The sequence below is a fragment of the Halorubrum sp. 2020YC2 genome, assembly GCF_018623055.1.
GTDB lineage: Archaea > Halobacteriota > Halobacteria > Halobacteriales > Haloferacaceae > Halorubrum.
Genome location: NZ_CP076019.1, coordinates 1,607,974 through 1,625,852, shown reverse-complemented (window position 1 = coordinate 1,625,852; position 17,879 = coordinate 1,607,974). Strand labels below are relative to the sequence as shown.

17 protein-coding genes, 1 tRNA gene and 2 pseudogenes are annotated in these 17,879 nt (G+C 64.7%); 11 read left to right on the top strand and 9 right to left on the bottom strand.

Going from position 1 to position 17,879, the window contains the following annotated elements; genetic code table 11:
- The first annotated feature begins 79 nt into the window (after window positions 1-79).
- From crtI to KI388_RS07955, 8 genes and pseudogenes are all read left to right on the top strand, one after another.
- Window positions 80-1,582 carry a phytoene desaturase family protein gene (crtI, locus tag KI388_RS07990; RefSeq protein ID WP_215086150.1) on the top strand — a complete coding sequence of 501 codons (1,503 nt, stop codon included), beginning with the start codon at window positions 80-82 and terminating at the stop codon, window positions 1,580-1,582.
- Window positions 1,582-2,472, top strand: a complete 891-nt coding sequence (locus KI388_RS07985; RefSeq protein ID WP_215086149.1) for a prenyltransferase — start codon at window positions 1,582-1,584, stop codon at window positions 2,470-2,472. Before crtI ends, KI388_RS07985 begins: the two co-directional genes overlap by 1 nt.
- On the top strand, window positions 2,469-3,422 hold the full coding sequence (gene cruF / locus KI388_RS07980; protein WP_215086148.1) for a bisanhydrobacterioruberin hydratase: 954 nt from the start codon (window positions 2,469-2,471) through the stop codon (window positions 3,420-3,422). The genes KI388_RS07985 and cruF overlap by 4 nt, the downstream gene beginning before the upstream one ends.
- Window positions 3,423-3,590: 168 nt before the next feature.
- Window positions 3,591-4,148 (top strand): diadenylate cyclase, encoded by a 558-nt coding sequence (locus KI388_RS07975; protein WP_215086147.1) that lies wholly within the window; start codon window positions 3,591-3,593, stop codon window positions 4,146-4,148.
- Between the two features lie 61 nt (window positions 4,149-4,209).
- Window positions 4,210-4,635 carry a universal stress protein gene (locus KI388_RS07970; RefSeq protein ID WP_215086146.1) on the top strand — a complete coding sequence of 142 codons (426 nt, stop codon included), beginning with the start codon at window positions 4,210-4,212 and terminating at the stop codon, window positions 4,633-4,635.
- A 95-nt stretch (window positions 4,636-4,730) separates the two neighbouring features.
- Window positions 4,731-5,498 carry an MBL fold metallo-hydrolase gene (locus KI388_RS07965; protein WP_215086145.1) on the top strand — a complete coding sequence of 256 codons (768 nt, stop codon included), beginning with the start codon at window positions 4,731-4,733 and terminating at the stop codon, window positions 5,496-5,498.
- Between the two features lie 151 nt (window positions 5,499-5,649).
- Window positions 5,650-6,660, top strand: a pseudogene (gene moaA / locus KI388_RS07960) (GTP 3',8-cyclase MoaA).
- A gap of 200 nt (window positions 6,661-6,860) precedes the next feature.
- Window positions 6,861-7,301 (top strand): hypothetical protein, encoded by a 441-nt coding sequence (locus KI388_RS07955; RefSeq protein WP_215086144.1) that lies wholly within the window; start codon window positions 6,861-6,863, stop codon window positions 7,299-7,301.
- 635 nt (window positions 7,302-7,936) lie between these two features.
- Here KI388_RS07955 and KI388_RS07950 read toward each other — a convergent pair.
- The 5 genes from KI388_RS07950 to KI388_RS07930 all read right to left on the bottom strand — a co-directional run bounded on the left by KI388_RS07950 (window position 7,937) and on the right by KI388_RS07930 (window position 12,065).
- Window positions 7,937-8,251 (bottom strand): hypothetical protein, encoded by a 315-nt coding sequence (locus KI388_RS07950; protein WP_215086143.1) that lies wholly within the window; start codon window positions 8,249-8,251, stop codon window positions 7,937-7,939.
- A 119-nt stretch (window positions 8,252-8,370) separates the two neighbouring features.
- Complete coding sequence (locus tag KI388_RS07945) at window positions 8,371-9,123, bottom strand: hypothetical protein (protein WP_215086142.1); 753 nt, start codon at window positions 9,121-9,123, stop codon at window positions 8,371-8,373.
- Window positions 9,124-9,832: 709 nt separating this feature from the next.
- A tRNA-Arg gene (locus KI388_RS07940) sits at window positions 9,833-9,906 on the bottom strand.
- Window positions 9,907-9,978: 72 nt separating this feature from the next.
- Window positions 9,979-10,551 (bottom strand): lamin tail domain-containing protein, encoded by a 573-nt coding sequence (locus KI388_RS07935; RefSeq protein ID WP_215086141.1) that lies wholly within the window; start codon window positions 10,549-10,551, stop codon window positions 9,979-9,981.
- Window positions 10,552-11,564: 1,013 nt separating this feature from the next.
- The gene (locus tag KI388_RS07930) at window positions 11,565-12,065 is read right to left on the bottom strand and encodes a DUF4350 domain-containing protein (protein WP_215088808.1); all 501 of its coding nucleotides are present in this window, start codon (window positions 12,063-12,065) and stop codon (window positions 11,565-11,567) included.
- Between KI388_RS07930 and KI388_RS07925 the strand changes: the two are divergent.
- Window positions 12,051-12,896 (top strand): annotated as a pseudogene (locus KI388_RS07925) (IS1595 family transposase). The gene KI388_RS07930 and the pseudogene KI388_RS07925 overlap by 15 nt on opposite strands.
- Window positions 12,897-12,898: 2 nt before the next feature.
- Here the strand turns inward: KI388_RS07925 and KI388_RS07920 are convergent.
- The gene (locus KI388_RS07920; RefSeq protein WP_215086140.1) at window positions 12,899-14,029 is read right to left on the bottom strand and encodes a DUF1102 domain-containing protein; all 1,131 of its coding nucleotides are present in this window, start codon (window positions 14,027-14,029) and stop codon (window positions 12,899-12,901) included.
- Window positions 14,030-14,377: 348 nt separating this feature from the next.
- Between KI388_RS07920 and KI388_RS07915 the strand changes: the two genes are divergently transcribed.
- Together KI388_RS07915 and KI388_RS07910 are read left to right on the top strand one after the other, a co-directional pair.
- Window positions 14,378-15,019 carry an AAA family ATPase gene (locus KI388_RS07915; RefSeq protein WP_215086139.1) on the top strand — a complete coding sequence of 214 codons (642 nt, stop codon included), beginning with the start codon at window positions 14,378-14,380 and terminating at the stop codon, window positions 15,017-15,019.
- Window positions 15,016-15,468 carry an RNA-binding domain-containing protein gene (locus KI388_RS07910; protein ID WP_215086138.1) on the top strand — a complete coding sequence of 151 codons (453 nt, stop codon included), beginning with the start codon at window positions 15,016-15,018 and terminating at the stop codon, window positions 15,466-15,468. Before KI388_RS07915 ends, KI388_RS07910 begins: the two co-directional genes overlap by 4 nt.
- A 29-nt stretch (window positions 15,469-15,497) precedes the next feature.
- Here KI388_RS07910 and KI388_RS07905 read toward each other — a convergent pair whose 3' ends face one another.
- The 3 genes from KI388_RS07905 to KI388_RS07895 form a co-directional block, all read right to left on the bottom strand.
- Window positions 15,498-16,103 carry a transporter gene (locus tag KI388_RS07905; protein WP_215086137.1) on the bottom strand — a complete coding sequence of 202 codons (606 nt, stop codon included), beginning with the start codon at window positions 16,101-16,103 and terminating at the stop codon, window positions 15,498-15,500.
- 110 nt (window positions 16,104-16,213) lie between these two features.
- On the bottom strand, window positions 16,214-16,807 hold the full coding sequence (locus KI388_RS07900) for a GNAT family protein (RefSeq protein ID WP_215086136.1): 594 nt from the start codon (window positions 16,805-16,807) through the stop codon (window positions 16,214-16,216).
- A gap of 114 nt (window positions 16,808-16,921) precedes the next feature.
- Window positions 16,922-17,857 (bottom strand): alpha/beta hydrolase, encoded by a 936-nt coding sequence (locus KI388_RS07895; RefSeq protein WP_215086135.1) that lies wholly within the window; start codon window positions 17,855-17,857, stop codon window positions 16,922-16,924.
- Window positions 17,858-17,879: the final 22 nt, after the last annotated feature.

Below are 17,879 nucleotides of genomic sequence, written 5' to 3'. Positions count from 1 at the left end.
CGGGTTCCCCGAACGTGTCAGGGACGCTCCGCCGCCGCGTCTGGCCGGATTTATACCGGAGCCGCCCGTACGATCTCATATGGACGTGGTCCCGAACATCGACAGCGTTGCCGGCGAGTCGGTCGTCGTTATCGGCGGCGGATTCGGCGGACTCTCGACGGCTTGTTACCTCGCGGACGCCGGCGCGGACGTCACGCTACTGGAGAAAAACGAGCAGCTCGGTGGCCGCGCCAGCCGGCTCGAAGTCGACGGCTTCCAGTTCGACATGGGGCCGTCGTGGTACCTGATGCCGGACGTCTTCGAGCGGTTCTTCGGTCACTTCGGGCGGTCGCCCGACGAGTTCTACGAGTTAGAGCGGCTCGACCCCCACTACCGCGTGTTCTGGAAGGACGGGGACAAGGTCGACGTGCTGCCGGACCGCGAGGCGAACCGAGAGATATTCGAGTCGTACGAGCCGGGCGCGGGCGAGGCGTTCGACGCGTATCTGGAGGAGTCCCAGCGGACCTACGAGATCGGGATGGAACACTTCGTCTACGAGGACCGGCCGCGGCTGCGCGACTACGTCGACACCGACGTGTTGCGCTACTCGTGGGGCCTCTCGCTGCTCGGGAAGATGCAGGGGCACGTCGAGGACTACTTCGACCACCCGAAGCTCCAGCAGCTGATGCAGTACACGCTCGTCTTCCTCGGCGGCTCACCCACGAACACGCCGGCGCTGTACAACCTGATGAGCCACGTCGACTACAACATGGGCGTCTACTACCCCGACGGGGGGATCGGCGCCGTCGTCGACGGCATCGTCGAGCTCGCGGAGGACCTCGGCGTCGAGTTCGTCACCGACGCGGAGGTGACGGGGATCGAGGGGCGGTACGGCGCCTTCGCGGTCGACACCGAGAACGGCGAGCGCTACCTCGCGGACCGCGTCGTCTCCGACGCCGACTACGCGCACACCGAGCAGGAGCTGCTCCCGGAGCGGAAGCGGCAGTACACCGAGGAGTACTGGGAGTCGCGGACGTACGCCCCCTCCGCGTTCCTGTTATACCTCGGCGTCGAGGGCGACGTGCCGAACCTCGAACACCACACGCTCGTCCTCCCGACCGACTGGGACGAGCACTTCGAGCAGATATTCGACGACCCCGAGTGGCCCGACGACCCCGCCTACTACCTCTGTGTCCCCTCGAAGACCGACGACACGGTCGCGCCGGAGGGACACAGCAACCTCTTCGCCTTGGTCCCGATCGCCCCCGGGCTGGCCGACACCCCGGAGATCCGCAACCGGTACCGCGACCTCGTGATCGACGACATCGCGGCGAACACCGACACCGACCTCCGCGGCCGGGTCGTCGTCGAGGAGACGTTCTCCGTCGACGACTTCGCTGACCGGTACAACAGCTACGCGGGCAGCGCGCTGGGGCTGGCGCACACGCTCACCCAGACGTCGCTGCTGCGCCCGCCGCACACCTCCGACGCGGTCGACGGGCTCTATTTCACCGGGTCGACGACGACGCCCGGCATCGGCGTCCCGATGTGTCTCATCAGCGGGGGGCTGACCGCGGAAGCGATGGCCGACGACGACGTGTGATGACCGCCGTGAGCGACCAGAACCGATCCGCCGGGAGCGGGAGCGAGGGGCTCCGGTACCTGCTGGTGTTGTCGCGGCCGCGCTTCTGGCTCTACCTCGCCGGACCGGTCGCGGTCGGCGTCACCTACGGGATCGACGCCGTGAGCGGGCTGTTCACGCCCGTCACGGTCACGCTCGCGGCGTACTTCCTCGTGCCGGCGAACGTGTTCCTCTACGGCGTCAACGACGTGTTCGACGCCGACATCGACGAGCTGAACCCGAAGAAGGAGGACCGGGAGGCGCGCTGGCGGGGGAGCCGGCTCGTCGTCGCCGCGGTCGTCGCGTCGGGCCTCCTCGGGCTCGCGACGCTCGCGATCACGCCCCGGGTCGCGTGGCCGTACCTGCTCGGGTTCCTCGTCTTGGCGGTCGGCTACAGCGCGCCGCCGGCGCGGTTCAAGACGACGCCGTTCCTCGACTCGCTGTCGAACGGGCTGTACGCGCTCCCCGGCGCGGCGGCGTACGCGACGGTCGCGGGCGCGCACCCGCCGCTCGCGGCGCTCGCCGGAGCGTGGCTCTGGACGATGGGGATGCACACGTTCTCCGCCATCCCCGACATCGAGCCGGACCGGGCGGCCGGGATCGACACGACCGCGACGGTGCTGGGCGAGGGGCGGACGTACGCCTACTGCTTCGCCGCGTGGGCCGCCGCGGCCGCCGGCTTCTGGCTCGTCGACCCCCGGCTCGGCGCGCTGCTCGGGGTGTACCCCGTCTTCGTCGCGTGGGTCGCGCGCTCGTCGGTGTCGGTCGACCGCGCCTACTGGTGGTTCCCGGCGCTGAACACCGTCGTCGGCACGCTGTTGTCGATGGGCGGCCTCTGGCGGGTGTACCCGCTCTGGGAGGCGCTGCCGTGACCGACGCCGACGGCGGCGGGTCGGCGGAGGGCGGCTCGCCGGAGGCGGGGTCGGTCGGCGGCGAGTCTAGGGGCGGCGCCGCGACGACGACGACCGGGTCGGGGTTCGACGCGCTCCGCGAACGCGCGCCGGACACGCGCCGCGAGGCCGAGGCGCTGCTCGACCGGCTCGTCCGGGAGAACCGCTTCACCATCGCGGTCGTCTTCCCGCTCGTGGGGGCTATCGCGCTCGTCGGCAGCGCCGAGGGCTGGATCCCCGAGCCGTTCGCGTTCCATCCGTGGTTCGTGCTGTTCGGCGTGCTCGTGATGCGGTCGCCGCTCGTCGTCGGCGTGCTGCCGACGGTCGACCGCCGCGCGCTCGGCTGGATCGGCGTCCTCATCGCGTACACGTACCTCATCGAATCCGTCGGCGTCGCGACCGGGTGGCCGTACGGCGAGTTCGCGTACACGGTGGACCTCGGGCCGATGCTCGGGGGCGTGCCGGTGGCGCTCCCCGTCTTCTTCATCCCGCTCGTGATGAACGCCTACCTGCTGTGCCTGCTGCTGCTCGGGCCGCGAGCCGACAGCGTGTGGGTCCGGCTGGCGACGGTGATCCCGGTCGTCGTCGCGATGGACGTGGTGTTGGACCCCGGCGCGGTGTCGCTCGGCTTCTGGAACTTCGGCGGCGGGGCGTTCTACGGCGTCCCCCTCTCGAACTACGCGGGCTGGGTGCTGTCGGCGGTCGTCGCGGTGGTCACGCTCGACCGCGCCTTCGCGGCGGCGGCGATCCGCGAGCGGCTCCGGGACTGCGAGTTCATGCTCGACGATATGGTGAGCTTCGTGATCCTCTGGGGTTCGATCAACGTCTGGTTCGGGAACCCCCTGCCCGCCGCGGTCGCGGCCGCGTTCGGCGTCGGTCTCGTCCGCGCCGACCGGTTCGACACGCGGCTGTTCACGGAGTGGCGGCGGTAGCGAGCGCCCGGAGCGAGCGCGGCGCGAGCGGGCCCGCCGTCCGTGACCCCGACCGCGGATCGCGACCCCGACGTACTCGGCTGCCCTTATATACCGGGGGCTCGTCCCTTCGGTCGTGACCGACGGCGGCAACCGCGGCGGACGACCGAACCGAGCGGAGCGACCGCGATGAGCGGCCTCGCCATCGACTACGGCGACCACGAGCGCGTGCGCGAGGTCGTCGACCGGCTGACCTACTGCGCCGGACACGTCAGCGTGTCCTTCGACGGGTGGGAGGAACCGCACGTGAAGGGGCCGGGGCTGTACTTCGCCGTCATCGGCGACAGCGACTACGGCGCGTACGCCGACCCGATGGGCGACAACCGCTGGCCGCGCGACGCCTGTTCGTCCGTCTTCGACGAGGGAGGGTTCGCGGCCGCCGCGGAATCGGTGAGCGTCACGCAGGACGGCGGGATCGTCGTCGCGGTCGACGGCGAGATAGAGACCCAGATGGTCCGGTTCCGCGACCTCGGCACCCGCGACGAGGAGGCCGACCTCGTCGACGACGTGAGCTACGAGCCGTGGATGGGGTCGCGCCACATGAGCGCGATAGAGACCTCCGTGCGCCCGGAGGTCGTCGCGACGGTGACGCTGAGCGAGGAGACCGGCCGCGTCAGCGTCTTCCGCGACGGCGAGGCCGACAGCATGCGGCGCGAGGAGATCGGCGGCCGCTGGCGCGGCGGATAGCGCTTTCAGAGTCCTGTACCGAGGCCCCATCGTTAAGCCGGTACCGGGCGAACGTTGGCGCATGTACGACGAGATATTGGTGCCGACCGACGGAAGCGAGGCGGTCGACCGCGCGCTCGACCACGCGATACGGCTCGCGAGCGACCACGGCGCGACGGTCCACGCGCTGTACGTCGTCGACCAGCGGATCGCGGCCGCCAACTCCGGCGACCTCCACGACGAGGTCGTCGCGGACCTCGAAGCGCAGGGCGAAGACGCGGTCGAGACCGTCTCCGAGGCGGCCGCCGAGGCCGGTCTCGACGTCGAGACGCACATCGCCCACGGCACGCCGGACACCGAAATCGTCGCGTACGCCGACGAGAACGGCATCGACGTGATCGTGATGAGCCCCGAGGGGAAGTCGCCGCGCGAGCGGATCCGGTCGCTCGGGAGCGTCTCCGACCGCGTCGCCGACGACGCGTCGGTGCCGGTGTTCCTGATAAAGTAGTCCCGCCGCCGGGCCGGACCCGGCCGACGCCGACCGCGGTCGTCCGGTTCCGCGCGGCCGAGCCAATTAGGTGGATCCGGACGCGACCCGTCCGCATGGAACTCACCGTCCTCGGGTCCGGCAGCGCGATGCCGGTCCCCGACCGCGCGCAGGCCGGGTACCTCCTCGACGACGGCGACCGCTCCCTCTTGGTCGACTGCGGCAGCGGTGTCCTCCAGCGGCTCGCCGGCACCGACACCGGCTACGAAGGCGTCTCGACCGTCCTCCTCACCCACCACCACCTCGACCACGTCGCCGCGCTCCTCCCGCTCCTGAAGGCGCGCTGGCTCGCCGGCGAGGAACACCTCGAAGTGGTCGGTCCCGCGGGCACCAAGTCGCTCGTCGACGGCCTCCTCGACGTCCACGACTACCTCGACGGCCGGATCGACCTCGCGGTCCGCGAGGTGTCGGCGTCCCGCCCGTTCGCCGCCGGCGGGTTCGACGTGACCGCCCGCGAGACGCGCCACTCGATGGACGGGTTCGCGTACCGCTTCTCGCCGCCGAGTTCGGACGCGCCGGCGGCCGAGGGGCCGCTGGTGCTCTCGGGCGACACCGAGGCGTTCGCGGGGATGGCGCGGTTCGCGGACGGCGCCGACTGCCTCGTCCACGACTGCTCGTTCCCGGACGACGTGGACGTGTCGAACCACCCGCGGCCGACGAGCCTCGGGGAGTCGCTCGCGGGCGCGGAGATCGGGACGCTCCTCCTCTCGCACCTCTACCCGCACACCGGCGGCCGCGAGCGCGAGATGGAGCGGGGGGTCCGCGAGGCGGGCTTCGACGGCGAGGTGCGGACCGCGGCCGACGGCCTTCGCGTGTCGCTGTGACGGCGGCGGCGCGGTCCGACCCCCACCGAACCGCGATGTCGGAATCGTAATCGGTCGGCGGGGGGAAGGCGGCCGGGACGTAACCGGTGAGAGTTACATACCTTCACGATAGACCCGGTCGTTTAAGCGCGCGTAGTGGCTGCTGTCTCCCATGGCCGGGCCACTCGCGGACGACTTCGGACGGGAAGTGACGGGGGTGCGGATATCGCTCACCGACCGGTGTAACTTCGACTGCGTCTACTGTCACAACGAGGGGTTAGGCGACACGCGCGGGCCGATGGAGCCGAGCGAGTCGGAGATGAGCGCGGACGACGTGGTCCGCTTCCTGGAGGTCGTCGAGGGGTACGGCGTCGACGCCGTGAAGTTCACCGGCGGCGAGCCGATGCTCCGGCAGGACTTAGAAGAGATCATCGAGCGCACGCCCGACTCGATGGAGGTCTCGATGACGACGAACGGCACTTTCCTCCCCGGGCGCCGCGGACCTGAAGGCCGCGGGACTCGACCGCGTCAACGTCTCGCAGGACGCGCTCGACCCGGACGACTTCGCGGAGGTCACCAAGGGGCGCCTACGAGAAGGTGCTCGAAGGCGTCAAAGCCGCCGTCGACGCCGGGCTCGACCCCGTGAAGCTCAACATGGTCGTGTTCACGCACACCGCGGGCTACGTCGAGGAGATGGTCGACCACGTCGCGGACAACGAGGGCTCCAGCCAGCTCATCCAGTACATGCCGGAGCTGACGGCAAGCCCGAGTGGAACGTCGATATCGGGCGCGTCCACGACGGCTCGCGGAGGAAGCGGACCGCGTCGAACACCGCGAGATGCACGACCGAAGCGCTACTTCGTCGGCGAGGAGCGACGACGAGACGGGCGGGATGGTCGAAATCGTCGACCCCGTCGAGAACGAGGAGTTCTGCGCCAACTGCGGCCGCGTCCGCGTCACCCACGAGGGCTATTTAAAAGGCTGTCTCAACCGCAACGACGACCTGCGCTCATGGGCGAGATGACCCGCGAGGAGATAGCGGAACGTTCGAGAGGTGGTGGCGAACCGCGTGCCCTACTACGGCGAGTACCTGGTCGAGGGCGACGACGGCGAGTACGAACTCAACGAGAAGTACCTGGGGACGCCGTCGCGGCGGACTGATGTTAAGTCACAATCGTGCTGAGATTTATATTACCAACGCAATTAATTCGGTATATGACACCCACCCGCGGAACCAACAAAATACTCACGCCTGAAGAAACCACGAAATTGGAGAATACCGGGGTAAAATCGTGACTATATGGGAATATGAATCTGTGTTAACTCATTAAATGATACATTGTAAATCAGTCATAAAGATGTATTCCTCTTTTGTGAAGACAAATGAATCAATCTAAGAGCCAAACTGGAACAACTCATATAGTTTCCGGAGTACTAGGTGGTGCTTTGGGAATTACAGTTGGACTCGGAATAGCCACTACTGTCTCTCAAATGACAGAGATTCCCACACTTGTATCCGTTCTTGGTTCGTCTGTAATTGCACCAGGCGTGATCGCTATTGTTGGTTGCATATCAACAGCAAGCTTCAGCATTTGGCGTCAGAGAAAAAAGAAAGAGAGCAAGAGAGGATACACTGGAAACTTCAAGCTGTTTCATTGTTGCAGAGGATCGCCATTGAGTGTAAACACCTTGATGGGACAGAATCAATTGAAGATCGGAGGTTCCGACAGCAGTCTACCAATACGAGGACACGAGCCATTGGCACATCTTGATACTCTTTTTACTAAATTGATGGATCATTATACGGAAGCACACCAGAAATAGATAGAAGTGGAAAGTTTCTATTTCACGACTAAAGCGAGCATATGATGACCCAGGAAATCATCCAGAGATTGATGTTGATCCTAGTTTAAGTCCGAAGACACACGATATTTCAAAACACGACTTGAACCGCAAGTTACAGAACTCCTTCTAGAACTTGGAGAAAACAGAGGGTGTTGATGAGGAACAGTTACCGTTATATACTGCAGATCCAGACTAGCAAGCTATATATCGAGTTCTGGACACACCAAATTTGGAGTATAGTGCGATGGGGTCGTCGCTTGCTCTCAGTATATCATTAATTAGATCGGCGATCGTATTCACACGAACTACAAGTCGTGACTATTGGATAGATATCTGTAAAATTTAGACCTTCTGCGTTCATATTATACCAGTTGATAGCACACGCCAGCACTGCCCCATTCTCCAAATTCGTCTTGTAATGGTGCTAAACTGTATCTTCATAATTCCGATCGTGCGAAGTCGAAGCCGTTGAGATGCATGGGAACTGATTGTTACCTGACCAGTTAGATAATCTTCGATATGGTCTATTACTGTTTTCAATCCATTCTCTTTTGCACTCTCAATCCATGCGTTTGTTTCACGTTCGAATATTCGCCGGTCAAGACGACCGAGTTCTAAATCATATTTTTTATTAAACTCTCAAAATTAAATGGATCATCCAGAATATCTGCCCTATTTTCTTCCTCTGTATCGACCAACATCGCGTCTAAGTATGTGAATTCCTGTACTAGTGCATCATAGTATTTCTGCGTGAAGTATCTCTCATCTACTAGAGTGGTTGCGAGAGGTGCAGTATATCGGCTTCCATCAAAATCACGTAAGAGGTAATCTGAATTTTCGATTGTGCTATCTCCATCCGCGTTTGCTGGAGATGTAAGTCGAAAGTGAGCGTATATCGGGGCCGTCGTTAAGAAAATTTCGTCAGGCACTTTTAACTGAAGTGCGGATTCTGACTCACGTGTTCTGGACTGTAGTTCCTGGTTCGAAAGACTCCAGTCCTCCCGAGACTGAATCAAGTTCTGGTTTTTCAAGGAGGATCGAAGCGTTTCTATCTGATCTTCAACATCATCTTGAAGTTGATCCTCAGCCTTCTCGCGGTATTCTGTCCGTTATTTCGTTTATTTCGGCCGTGGACAGTTAGACTAGAGATACGCATCGCTGGTAGCTTCCAAATTGGATCGTGATATATCTCCGCGAGACTGTACAGTTCACTAGTGTGATCACTTGTGAGATTATTGTTACTCACCGCGCACGTCGCGGCAACTGCCTGGCGTAGAAGCCTGAGATACTGAGAGATTGTCTGTGTGTCAGAGACAGGCAATTCATCATGGAGGATGAGCTCACGCTGGAACCGTCGAGAGACGTCCCAAACATCTTGATAGAATTCTCCATCTGGATCTTGTTCGTGCCAGTCATCAGATAGTGCAATCTCACGAAGTATCTCCTGCATCTCAAGGTTTGCTAAGTAGAGCGGTTGGTGCTCATCAGGAGCTTCTTCATACGCTGCTTCAAGGAACTCATTGAGTGGAATCTCACAAATTGCTTTAATTCCAGTAACGCCACCAATTTCAACATCTTCAATAAAGAAATCTCGATACCACCCCTTTGATTTGGCATTGGGATGGGCGTCTTTAGCAGCCGTTTCTTCACCTGCTTCCGAAAGTGATTCGTAACCTACTTCGCGCCCCATTGCCACGCTGTTTGCTATGGATTGACCGTATCTAAACCAACTCCAGAGGACTGGTAGATCAGCCGCCTTGACAGCCTGTTGTATGAGTTTATTTGTCCGAATCCCGCTCATTACGGAATTCATCAGATACATTTGTACCAAAGGCTGCATCAGTAGCGTGTATAGCCGCACCTAAACCGTCGGTAATATGACGGAGAATTTTCCGCTCGTCTTCCGTATCGAAGACGACCATATTCTGTGTCTATCTGCTTTTCTCTTCCCCTCCGTGATAAAATATTCCCTTGTCCAAGGGAGGTGTTCAGCTGAGAATTGACTGGTGGGGGTCCGCTTCCAAAATGTTCACTATAAGTTCTCCTCAGTAACTGTCCCAATGAGATAATAGCAAGAAGTAACACTACGGTTTTTGATGTGGAATCGTATTTAATCCTCTGTCTGGGTTAACCCCTCTAGAGAATATATTTGGTGTTGATCGGGCTCAATCTACCATTCACAGAACAGGGTTTCTCACTATAATCACCTTTCCCCGTATCCTGCTTAGAGATAAAAGTGAGTAGCCGATTTATCCCTGATTTAATCCTTACGAGAAAGAGTGTTCAATAGCTGATGAGCCTCAAAGAGGCCAAACATCATATGAAGTCCATGATTCGCCGCGACAGACGAAGTCATGTCTCCATTTGAGTGGAGCGTCTTACCGGTGATTGGCGTACGGGCACAGTGGGATTCGAACCAAAATCAGACGTGCTCGCTCACTACGTTCGCTGCGCGCGACTGATAGGATTCGAATCCCTGTGCCGCTACTGCTCGCTTCGCTCGCAGATAGCGGCACGGTGGGATTCGAACCCACGACCATCGGATTAGAAGTCCGACGCTCTATCCGGGCTGAGCTACGTGCCCTCATCAATCCTGATCCCCCGAGTCTAAAAAACGCCCGCGGTTCGCGTCGGGAATTGCCCGAGTCGACCGCGTTCAGTAACTGTACTCGACGACCGTGTTCCCGTCCGGATCGTCGACGAACACCGTGTCGCCGTTGTTCCACACCGGCGCGCCGCCCCCAGTACACCGTGTCATCGGTGTCGGTTCCGGTCCCGGAGTACAGCGTGACCGTATCGCCGGGGTCGACCGTGACGCGTCGAAGGTGTAGCTGTTGTTGGCCGCGTCGGACACCTCGTAGCCGGTGAGGTCGATCGCGTCAGGGCCCCCGTTGACGAACGCGACGTACTCGTCCTCGAGGAAGTCTCCCTCGGGGTCGTAGACGATCTCGTCGACCGCGAGGTAGCTCCCGGAGCCGCCGTCGCCGTCGCCGTAGGCGTCGAACAGGTCGAAGTCGGTGTCGAAGTTCGTCGTCGTCGGGACCGTCGGGTCGCCGCCGAGGTTGTTCTCCCGTCGGTCACCGCGTCGCCGGTCCGCAGGTCGGAGCCGAGGTCGGCGGCGAGCGAATCGAGGTTGTCGCGCGCGTCGGCCGCGGCGTCCGCGCCGGCGCCCGCGAGGATCACGGCGCCGCGCCGTCGTCGCGGAAGTCCTCGATGGCGGCGACCTCATCGCTCCCGAGTTCGTCGGGCGCGGTGACGATCACCGCGCGGGCCTCGGCGAGGTCGCGCCCGAGGTCGTCGTCGAAGTCGTTCTTGCCGTCGAACTCGACCGCGAACCCTTCGAGGTAGCGCTGGAAGTAGGCGGCGTCCTCGGCGGAGAGCGCGTAGTCGGCCGCGAACTGGCCGTGGCCCCGTCGATGACGACGCTGCCCTCGCGGCCCTCCGCGGCGAGCGAGTCGATCAGGTTCGCGAGGAAGACGTAGTTCCCGTACGGCTCGATGCCGGGGCCGCCCTCGCCGCTCTCGAAGCTCTCCTCGACGAGCGGGCCGCCGACGAGCGCGACGTTGTTCGCCTCGTCGACGCCGACGAGGGGTCGCCCCCCTCGGCGGCGACGGGCACGCGGTCGCCCGCGATGTCGCCGTCCGCGGTCGCGACCGAGGAGGCGAACGGGACGAACAGCTTGTCGACCGGGCCGTCGCCCACGACGGGCGTCCCCTCGAAGTCGGATATCTCCCAGATGCCGTCGCCGGCGTCGCGGGCGGCGCGTTCGAGGTCCAGTACGCGTCGTGGTTCGCGAGGCCCGAGTCGTACACGCGGGCCCAGCCGTCCTCGATGGCCTTCGCGTTGTAGACGCTTCCGTCGGGGAGTTCGAGGAAGCCGAGGAGCCGACCGAAGTTCCCGCGGAGCCCCTCGTTCTCGTCGAACGACAGGGTGACCGTGCTGCCGACTTCGAGCTCGTCTTCCGCGTAGTCCGTCGCTCCGTCTCCCTTGTCCTTGAGCGCCTGCGCGTCGTCGATGCCCTCGTACTCCTGGAGGCGCTCGTCGGTGTCGCCCGTCTCGGGCGTGTCGATGCGAGGATCCGGACGGTGTCGACCAGTCCGATGTCGAACTGGACGTCCGCCGTGTCGCCGTCGGCCACGCTGACGACCTCGACCTCGTACTCCTCGCTCGGGTCGAGTTCGATCCCGAGCCCCTCCCGGTCCGCGAACAGGCCCGGGTACGTCTCGGTGTCGAGGTCGCTCGTCACGGCACGAACTCGGCGCCGGCGTTGCTCTCCTCGTCGATCACCTGGTTGTCGTTGAACCGGATCTGCGTGCCGACCCCGCTCGCCAACGCGTTGAGGTTGTCCGTCGCGTCGAAGTCGTTGAAATCGGACTGGTCCATCAACACGACGAGCCCGCCGGCGTCCGCGAACGACGCGAGCGCGTCGATCTCGCTCCCGCTGAAGGAATCCGACGGCGACGTGATCACGACCGCGGAGGCCGACCCGAAGAGGTCGGTTTCGAGGTCGCTCGTCGCCTCCACGCTGTACCCGTTGTCCTCGGCGTAGTCCGCGAACGCCGAGTGGCTGTCGAGGTCGTAGAACTGCCCGTGGCCCTCGTCCCACAGCACGGTCTCCGAGTCCGCGTACTCGTCGAGGACGTTCAACAGCACCTCCTCGTTGCCGTACTCGCCGAACGTGAGCCCGTTCTGCGCGAACGGGAAGCCGAACGCGACCACCGGGCGGTCCTGGTCGACCGCCATCAGCGGCAGCGGCTCGGTGACGGCGTTTCTTGTCCTCGCTGCCGTTCTGACCGAACGGTCAGAAACGGCAGCTACGGGCACTTTCAGCGGTATCTGTGTAAGGATTGCGGCCGCACGTTCAACGATAAAACCGGCACGATCTTCGCTCATTCGAAGATCGCGCTCCGCAAGTGGCTGTTTTCGATCTACGCGTTTTGCGGTTTAACACGACTCTCAGCAGTTACAGTGCGAAATCGAGGTCACCTACAAAACGATCCACAGGCGTGTCGAGCGCTTCGCGAAGCGCTCGACGCGCCGTCACTCGAGCTCGTCGGACCAGTCGAAATTGACGAGTTCTACGTCTCAGCCGGCTTGAAAGGCCGCGAGCGCGACCGCTGGTCGCGCTCTCGCGGTCTCTGTCGACGCGGGCGCGGGACGTATGAGCAAGACAAACCGCCCGTGTTCGTACTCGTGGATCGCGGCACCGATCAGCGGTACGTTGTGCCAGCGAAATCCGCAGACGAATCGACGATTCGGCTCCTGCTGGCTGACCGCCAGCAGGAGCCTCTCACCGTCTATACCGACGGATTTTGCGCGTACGATCCGCTTACAGAAGACGAAACATTCGACCGCGAATACGTCGTTCACGGAGACGGTGAGTACGCCGATGAGACGGTTCACGTGAACACGTGCGAGAGCCACGCGTCGCTGGCGCGACGGTGGCTCTCGCCGCATCGAGGCATCTCAAAAGATCGTCTCACACAGTATTTCCGCGCGTTCCAACTCAGACGAGAACTCTACCGCAAACCTGGACGAGAAGCGCTCAAACATGCCGTCAAAGCCACTCTCTGAAATCAACAATGTGCTACACAAGAGCGCTGGTCGAAGAGCAGTACGCCGCTGCCGTCGTCGACGAAGTCGCTCAGCGCGTCGAGTTCACTCGCGGTGAACCCCTCCGCCGGCGTCCCAATCGCGACCCCGTCAGCGTCGGAGAGATCGGCTTCGAGGTCGTCGGTCGCTTCGAGCGTGTACCCGTTATCGTCAACGTAGTCGACGAACTGACCGAACGAGTTCGGTCCGTCGTCTTCGAGCGTCCAGAACTGTCCGTGGCTCTCGTCCCAGAGGACGGTTCCCGAACCGATGAGATCGTCCATCAGGTTCAACACGAACTCCTCGACACCGGTGGTGAAGTCGCTTCTCTCGTCGTCGAGCGACTGCATGGTTCCGAGTCCCGCGACCGGGACGTCCCCGTCGATCGATACGAGCGGAATCGGATTGTCTTCGTATATGACCGGGTCTGTACCGTTCTCGTCGCTGTTCGCGGCGGTGTCGGCAGCAGTCACCGCGATCACCGACTCGTCGGTGAGTACGCTCTCGCCGTCGGCCGCGATCTGACTCGCCGTGGAACGGAACTGTATCGAGTCGATCGTCTCGGGCGGCTCCGGCTCGGGGTCGTCCGGTTCGTCGTCGCCCTCCTCGAAGGCCGCCTCGATGGTGATGTCGATGTCGAGCTCCTCGCTGACGTCGACGTCGCCCGTCTCGACGTGGGTGCCGACCGACTGCTCCGCGCCGGTCTCCAAGACCACGGCGTTGTCGGGGTCGTCGAGGGTGCCGTCCCGGTCGCCGGTGGGGTAGAGTCGGAACTCGCCGTCGAACGCGTCGGTGTCGCTCGTCGCGGTGATCGAGACCGTCTCGGTCCCCTGGTTCGCGATCGCGAACACCTCGTCGAAGAAGAACTGCGCGTTGCGCCCGATGCCGTCGCCGTCGCCGGAGACGTCCCCGAACGCGAGCGCGAGTTCGCCGTCGCCGTCCGTCGTCGCGTACGCGCTCTTCGAGACCAGCCCGAGGTACGCCGCCTCGTCGTCCGCGAAGTTCACCGTCGCCGTCCGCTCCGCGCTCGCCGCGTCGAACGCGCCCGTGCCGATGAGTGTTATGCCGCCGATACCGCCGGCCGCCGCTCCCGTGATAAGTGTTCGTCGTCGCATGAATCGTCCGCGGCCGTCGCGTGCCGTCGCGACTCTCCACCGTCCGAACGGAGCCGTGAGAAACGAGGCCCCCGAGACCGGAGAGCGAGCGCGAGGGGAATACGTTTCCGTACTGTCACACGTCAGCCACGGCCACATCATCCGCCGGGTAGTTTAAATAATTTTATACTAACGCTACGAGATTATGTATTCGAGTACGTAGCGCTCGGGAGCGGTCCGGAAGGATCCAGAGATTAGGGGGATCCGGAGTCCGGTCGCGCAGCGGTCCCGTCGGGAGCGCGGCGGTCCGCCCTCGCCCGGGAGGCGCCAACAGCAGACCTAAGTCCGCGAGCGGAGTAGCGCCCGGTAATGAACGTCATCGGAACCGTCGGTCTCCCCGGCAGCGGGAAGGGGGAGGCGGCGAACGTGGCCGAGGCGGCGGGCATCCCCGTCGTCGTGATGGGCGACGTGATCCGCGCCGAGTGTCGCCGCCGCGACCTTGACCCCGCCGAGCACCACGGCCGGATCGCGCAGGCGCTCCGCGAAGAGGAGGGCGACGACGCCATCGCGACCCGGACCCTGCCCCGAATTCGAGAGGCCGCCGCCGAGAGCGACCGCGACGACGGTACCGTCCTCGTCGACGGTCTCCGGTCGACCGTCGAACTCGACCGCTTCCGCGAGGCGTTCGGTAACGACTTCACGCTCGTCGCGATCCGGGCGCCGTTCGAGGTCCGCGCCGAGCGGCTGGGCGAGCGCGGCCGCGACGACTCCGACTCCGACCTCGAGGCGCTTCGCGAGCGCGACGACCGCGAGATCGAACTCGGACTCGGGGAGACCCTCGAACGGGCCGACGTCGAGATCGACAACACCGACAGCCTCGCGGCGTTCCGCGACCGCGTCCGCGACGTGCTCGGCGTCGAGGCGGCCGACCAGAACGGCACGGACGCCGCCGAAGCCACCGACGCCGCCGAAGCCACCGACGCCGCCGACGCCGGGGGTGAGGGCGCGTGATCTACAGCGTCGACGTCCGGATCGAGACGCCGGTCCACGACACCGAGGTGACCGACCGCGTCGCGGACGCCGTCGAGAACGTCTTCCCGGACGCGGAGCCGGTCCACGAGGACGGGCGGCTCGTCTCCGAGACGCACAGCCTCGACGCCTTCTCCGACGTCCTCCACGAACAGGAGATCCTCGACACCGCCCGCCGGGTCTTCCGGCAGAACAGCACCGACGAGGGGTTCGCCTTCTCGTTGAAAAAGCAGGCAGCGCTCGAAGGCGTCGTCAACTTCGCGGTCGGAGAACCGGACGAGCTGGGCGAGATCGACGTCGATGTGCGCGTCCGCGAACCGGACGTCGAGTCGTTCGTCGACTACGTCGCGCCCGAGACGGACGAGGGCCAGCCCGTCGACCCCGTCCGCGAGTACGGCGACCGCTTCGACCCCGAGGACGGAGACTACTGAGGCGAGAGCCGTCGAAGGGGGTCTCGGATTCAGCCGCTCAACAGCGACGAGGCCGTCCCGCCGATCGCACCGAAGGCGGCGGGGTAGACGGCGCCGGCGAGGAGGGCGGCCGTGACCATGTCAGGCGCCACGCTCCCGCCGCCGGTGACCGCGTACCGGAACAGGAACGTGCCGACGACCGCGAGCGGGAGGTAGCCGGCCGCGACGAGCGCTCCCGAGCGGGCGCCCTCGGCGGGAGTTCGCGCGCCGGCGACTCGGCCGGCGACGACGCCCGCGACGAGCAGGAGGAGCGGCGGAACGACGAACAGGAACGACCCCCCGTCGGCCTGCATGAGGAGGTTCCGGGACTCCGTGCCGCCGAGCAGTCCGGGAGACGCGGTCTCGACGAAGTGGGCGTTGTAGAACAGCCAGCCGGACACCTGCCACGCCGAGATGGGGTCACCGCCGAACAGCTCAGCGAGGAAGTTCAGCCCCGACAGCCCCTCCTCGATCCGGCCGCTCTGCGTGAGGTAGACGGTCAGGTAGCCGAGGAGGTACGCGGCGGCGCCCGCGACCGCGCCGCCGATCGCGTCTCGGGCGATGCTCTGGTCCGAGCCTGTCGTTGCGGCCGTCGCGCCGGTCGGTGACGAGGACATGCGCCCGGTATCGTTTCGGACGCGGTAAGTGCCTGTTGGGACGTACCGTGCGGCGCCGATCGACAAATTCCGCCGGCGAGAGCGGTTTCCGGCGCAGTTCTCTGCTCGTCTCAGTCGGTCGCCTCCCGCCACTCCGCCTGCGATATCGTGTACCGCACCTCGTCGTGGACGCTCCCGTCGGCAAAGGCGAGCGTGTTGCGGAGGCGACCCTCGCGCCGCCCGCCGAGGCGGTCGACGTACCGCTCGATGGCGCGCCGCGACGCCTCGTTGTCGGGGTGGTGACTCACGGCGACGACGTCCAGGTCGAGGTCGTCGAGCGCGACCGCGACGAGCGCGGCGGCGCGCTCGCCGGAGTAGCCGCGGCCCCAGAACCGCTTCCGGAGCCACACGCCGAGGTTCGCGGTTCGCGTCTCCCAGTCGACGTCGAAGCCGCCGAAGCCGGCTATCTCGCCCGCGCCGTCCTCGCCCTCGCGGGGACGGATCACGTAGGTCGCGGCCTCGCTGTCCTCGAAGCGCTCGCGGCCGCGTTCGAGGAACTCCAGCGTCTCCTTTTTCGTCTCATGGGGACCCCACGTGACGTGCTCGGTCACCTCCTCGATGCCGGGGTCCGACGAGCAGACCCGGTAACACTCGTCGAGGTCGACCGCCTCGGGACCCCTCGCCTCCAATCGCAGCCGGTCCGTCTCGATGGTCTCGGGGAACACACGAGACCGATCGTCGTCGGCCGGATAAACTCTCCCGCCGGTGCGGGGCTCGGTCGCACACCGAGGCGGGCCGACTCGGCGGTCGCGCGACGGCGAGCGCCGACCCGGACGGGGTCACGCGTCGAGTGCGTCCGCAAGGTCCGCGCCGACGCTCGCGATCGCCTCGCGCGCCCGGTCGACCTCCCGCATCGTCATGAAGCCGTGAACCATCGACGGGTAGTTCTCGTACCGCGTCGCCACGCCGTCCGCGACCAGCTTCTCCGCGTACGCCTTCCCGCCGTCGCGGAGCGGGTCGAAGCCCGCGGTGACGACCGTCGCGGGCGCGACGCCGGAGAGGTCGCCGGCGTTGATCGGGTCGGCGTACGGGTTCCGCCGGTGGATCTCGTTCCGGTAGTAGCACGATGAGAACCACTCGATGTCCGCCCGCGAGAGGACGGTCCCGGCGTGTTCGCGCACCGACTCCTGCTCGGTGTCGACGCCGATCCCGGGGTACAGCAGGGCTTGGTGGGCGATTTCGGGACCGTCGCGCTCGGCGGCCATGAGCGCGGTCACGGCCGCGAGGGTGCCGCCCGCGGAGTCGCCCGCGACCGCGACGTCACCGGTCCCGCGGAGGCGCTCCGTCGCGTCAGCGGCCCACTCGACGGCGGCGTACGCGTCCGCGACCGCGGCCGGGAACGGGTGTTCGGGCGCGAGCCGGTACTCGACGGAGAGGACCGCGCAGCCGCTCTCCCGCGTCAGGTACCGACAGAGCCGGTCGTGAGTCTCGACGCTCCCGAGGACGAACCCGCCGCCGTGGAAGAAGACGACGGTCGGGTGCGGCGGCTCTGCGTCGGGGAGGTACAGGCGGGCGTCCAGTTCGCCCGCGGGACCCGGAACCGTCATCGACTCGGTCTCCCCGACGCTCGGGGGGTTCCGGTTCTGAAACCGCGCCAGGGGGTCGGTCAGGAGCCGGAGCAGCTGCAGCTTGTAGCGGCCGTGCGGGAGGGGGATCCGCGACTGGCGGGCCGCGGCGCGCTTCGCTTGGGGATCGATCCGGTCGGCGGCGCTCATGCCCGGAGCGTCGTCGGCCCGC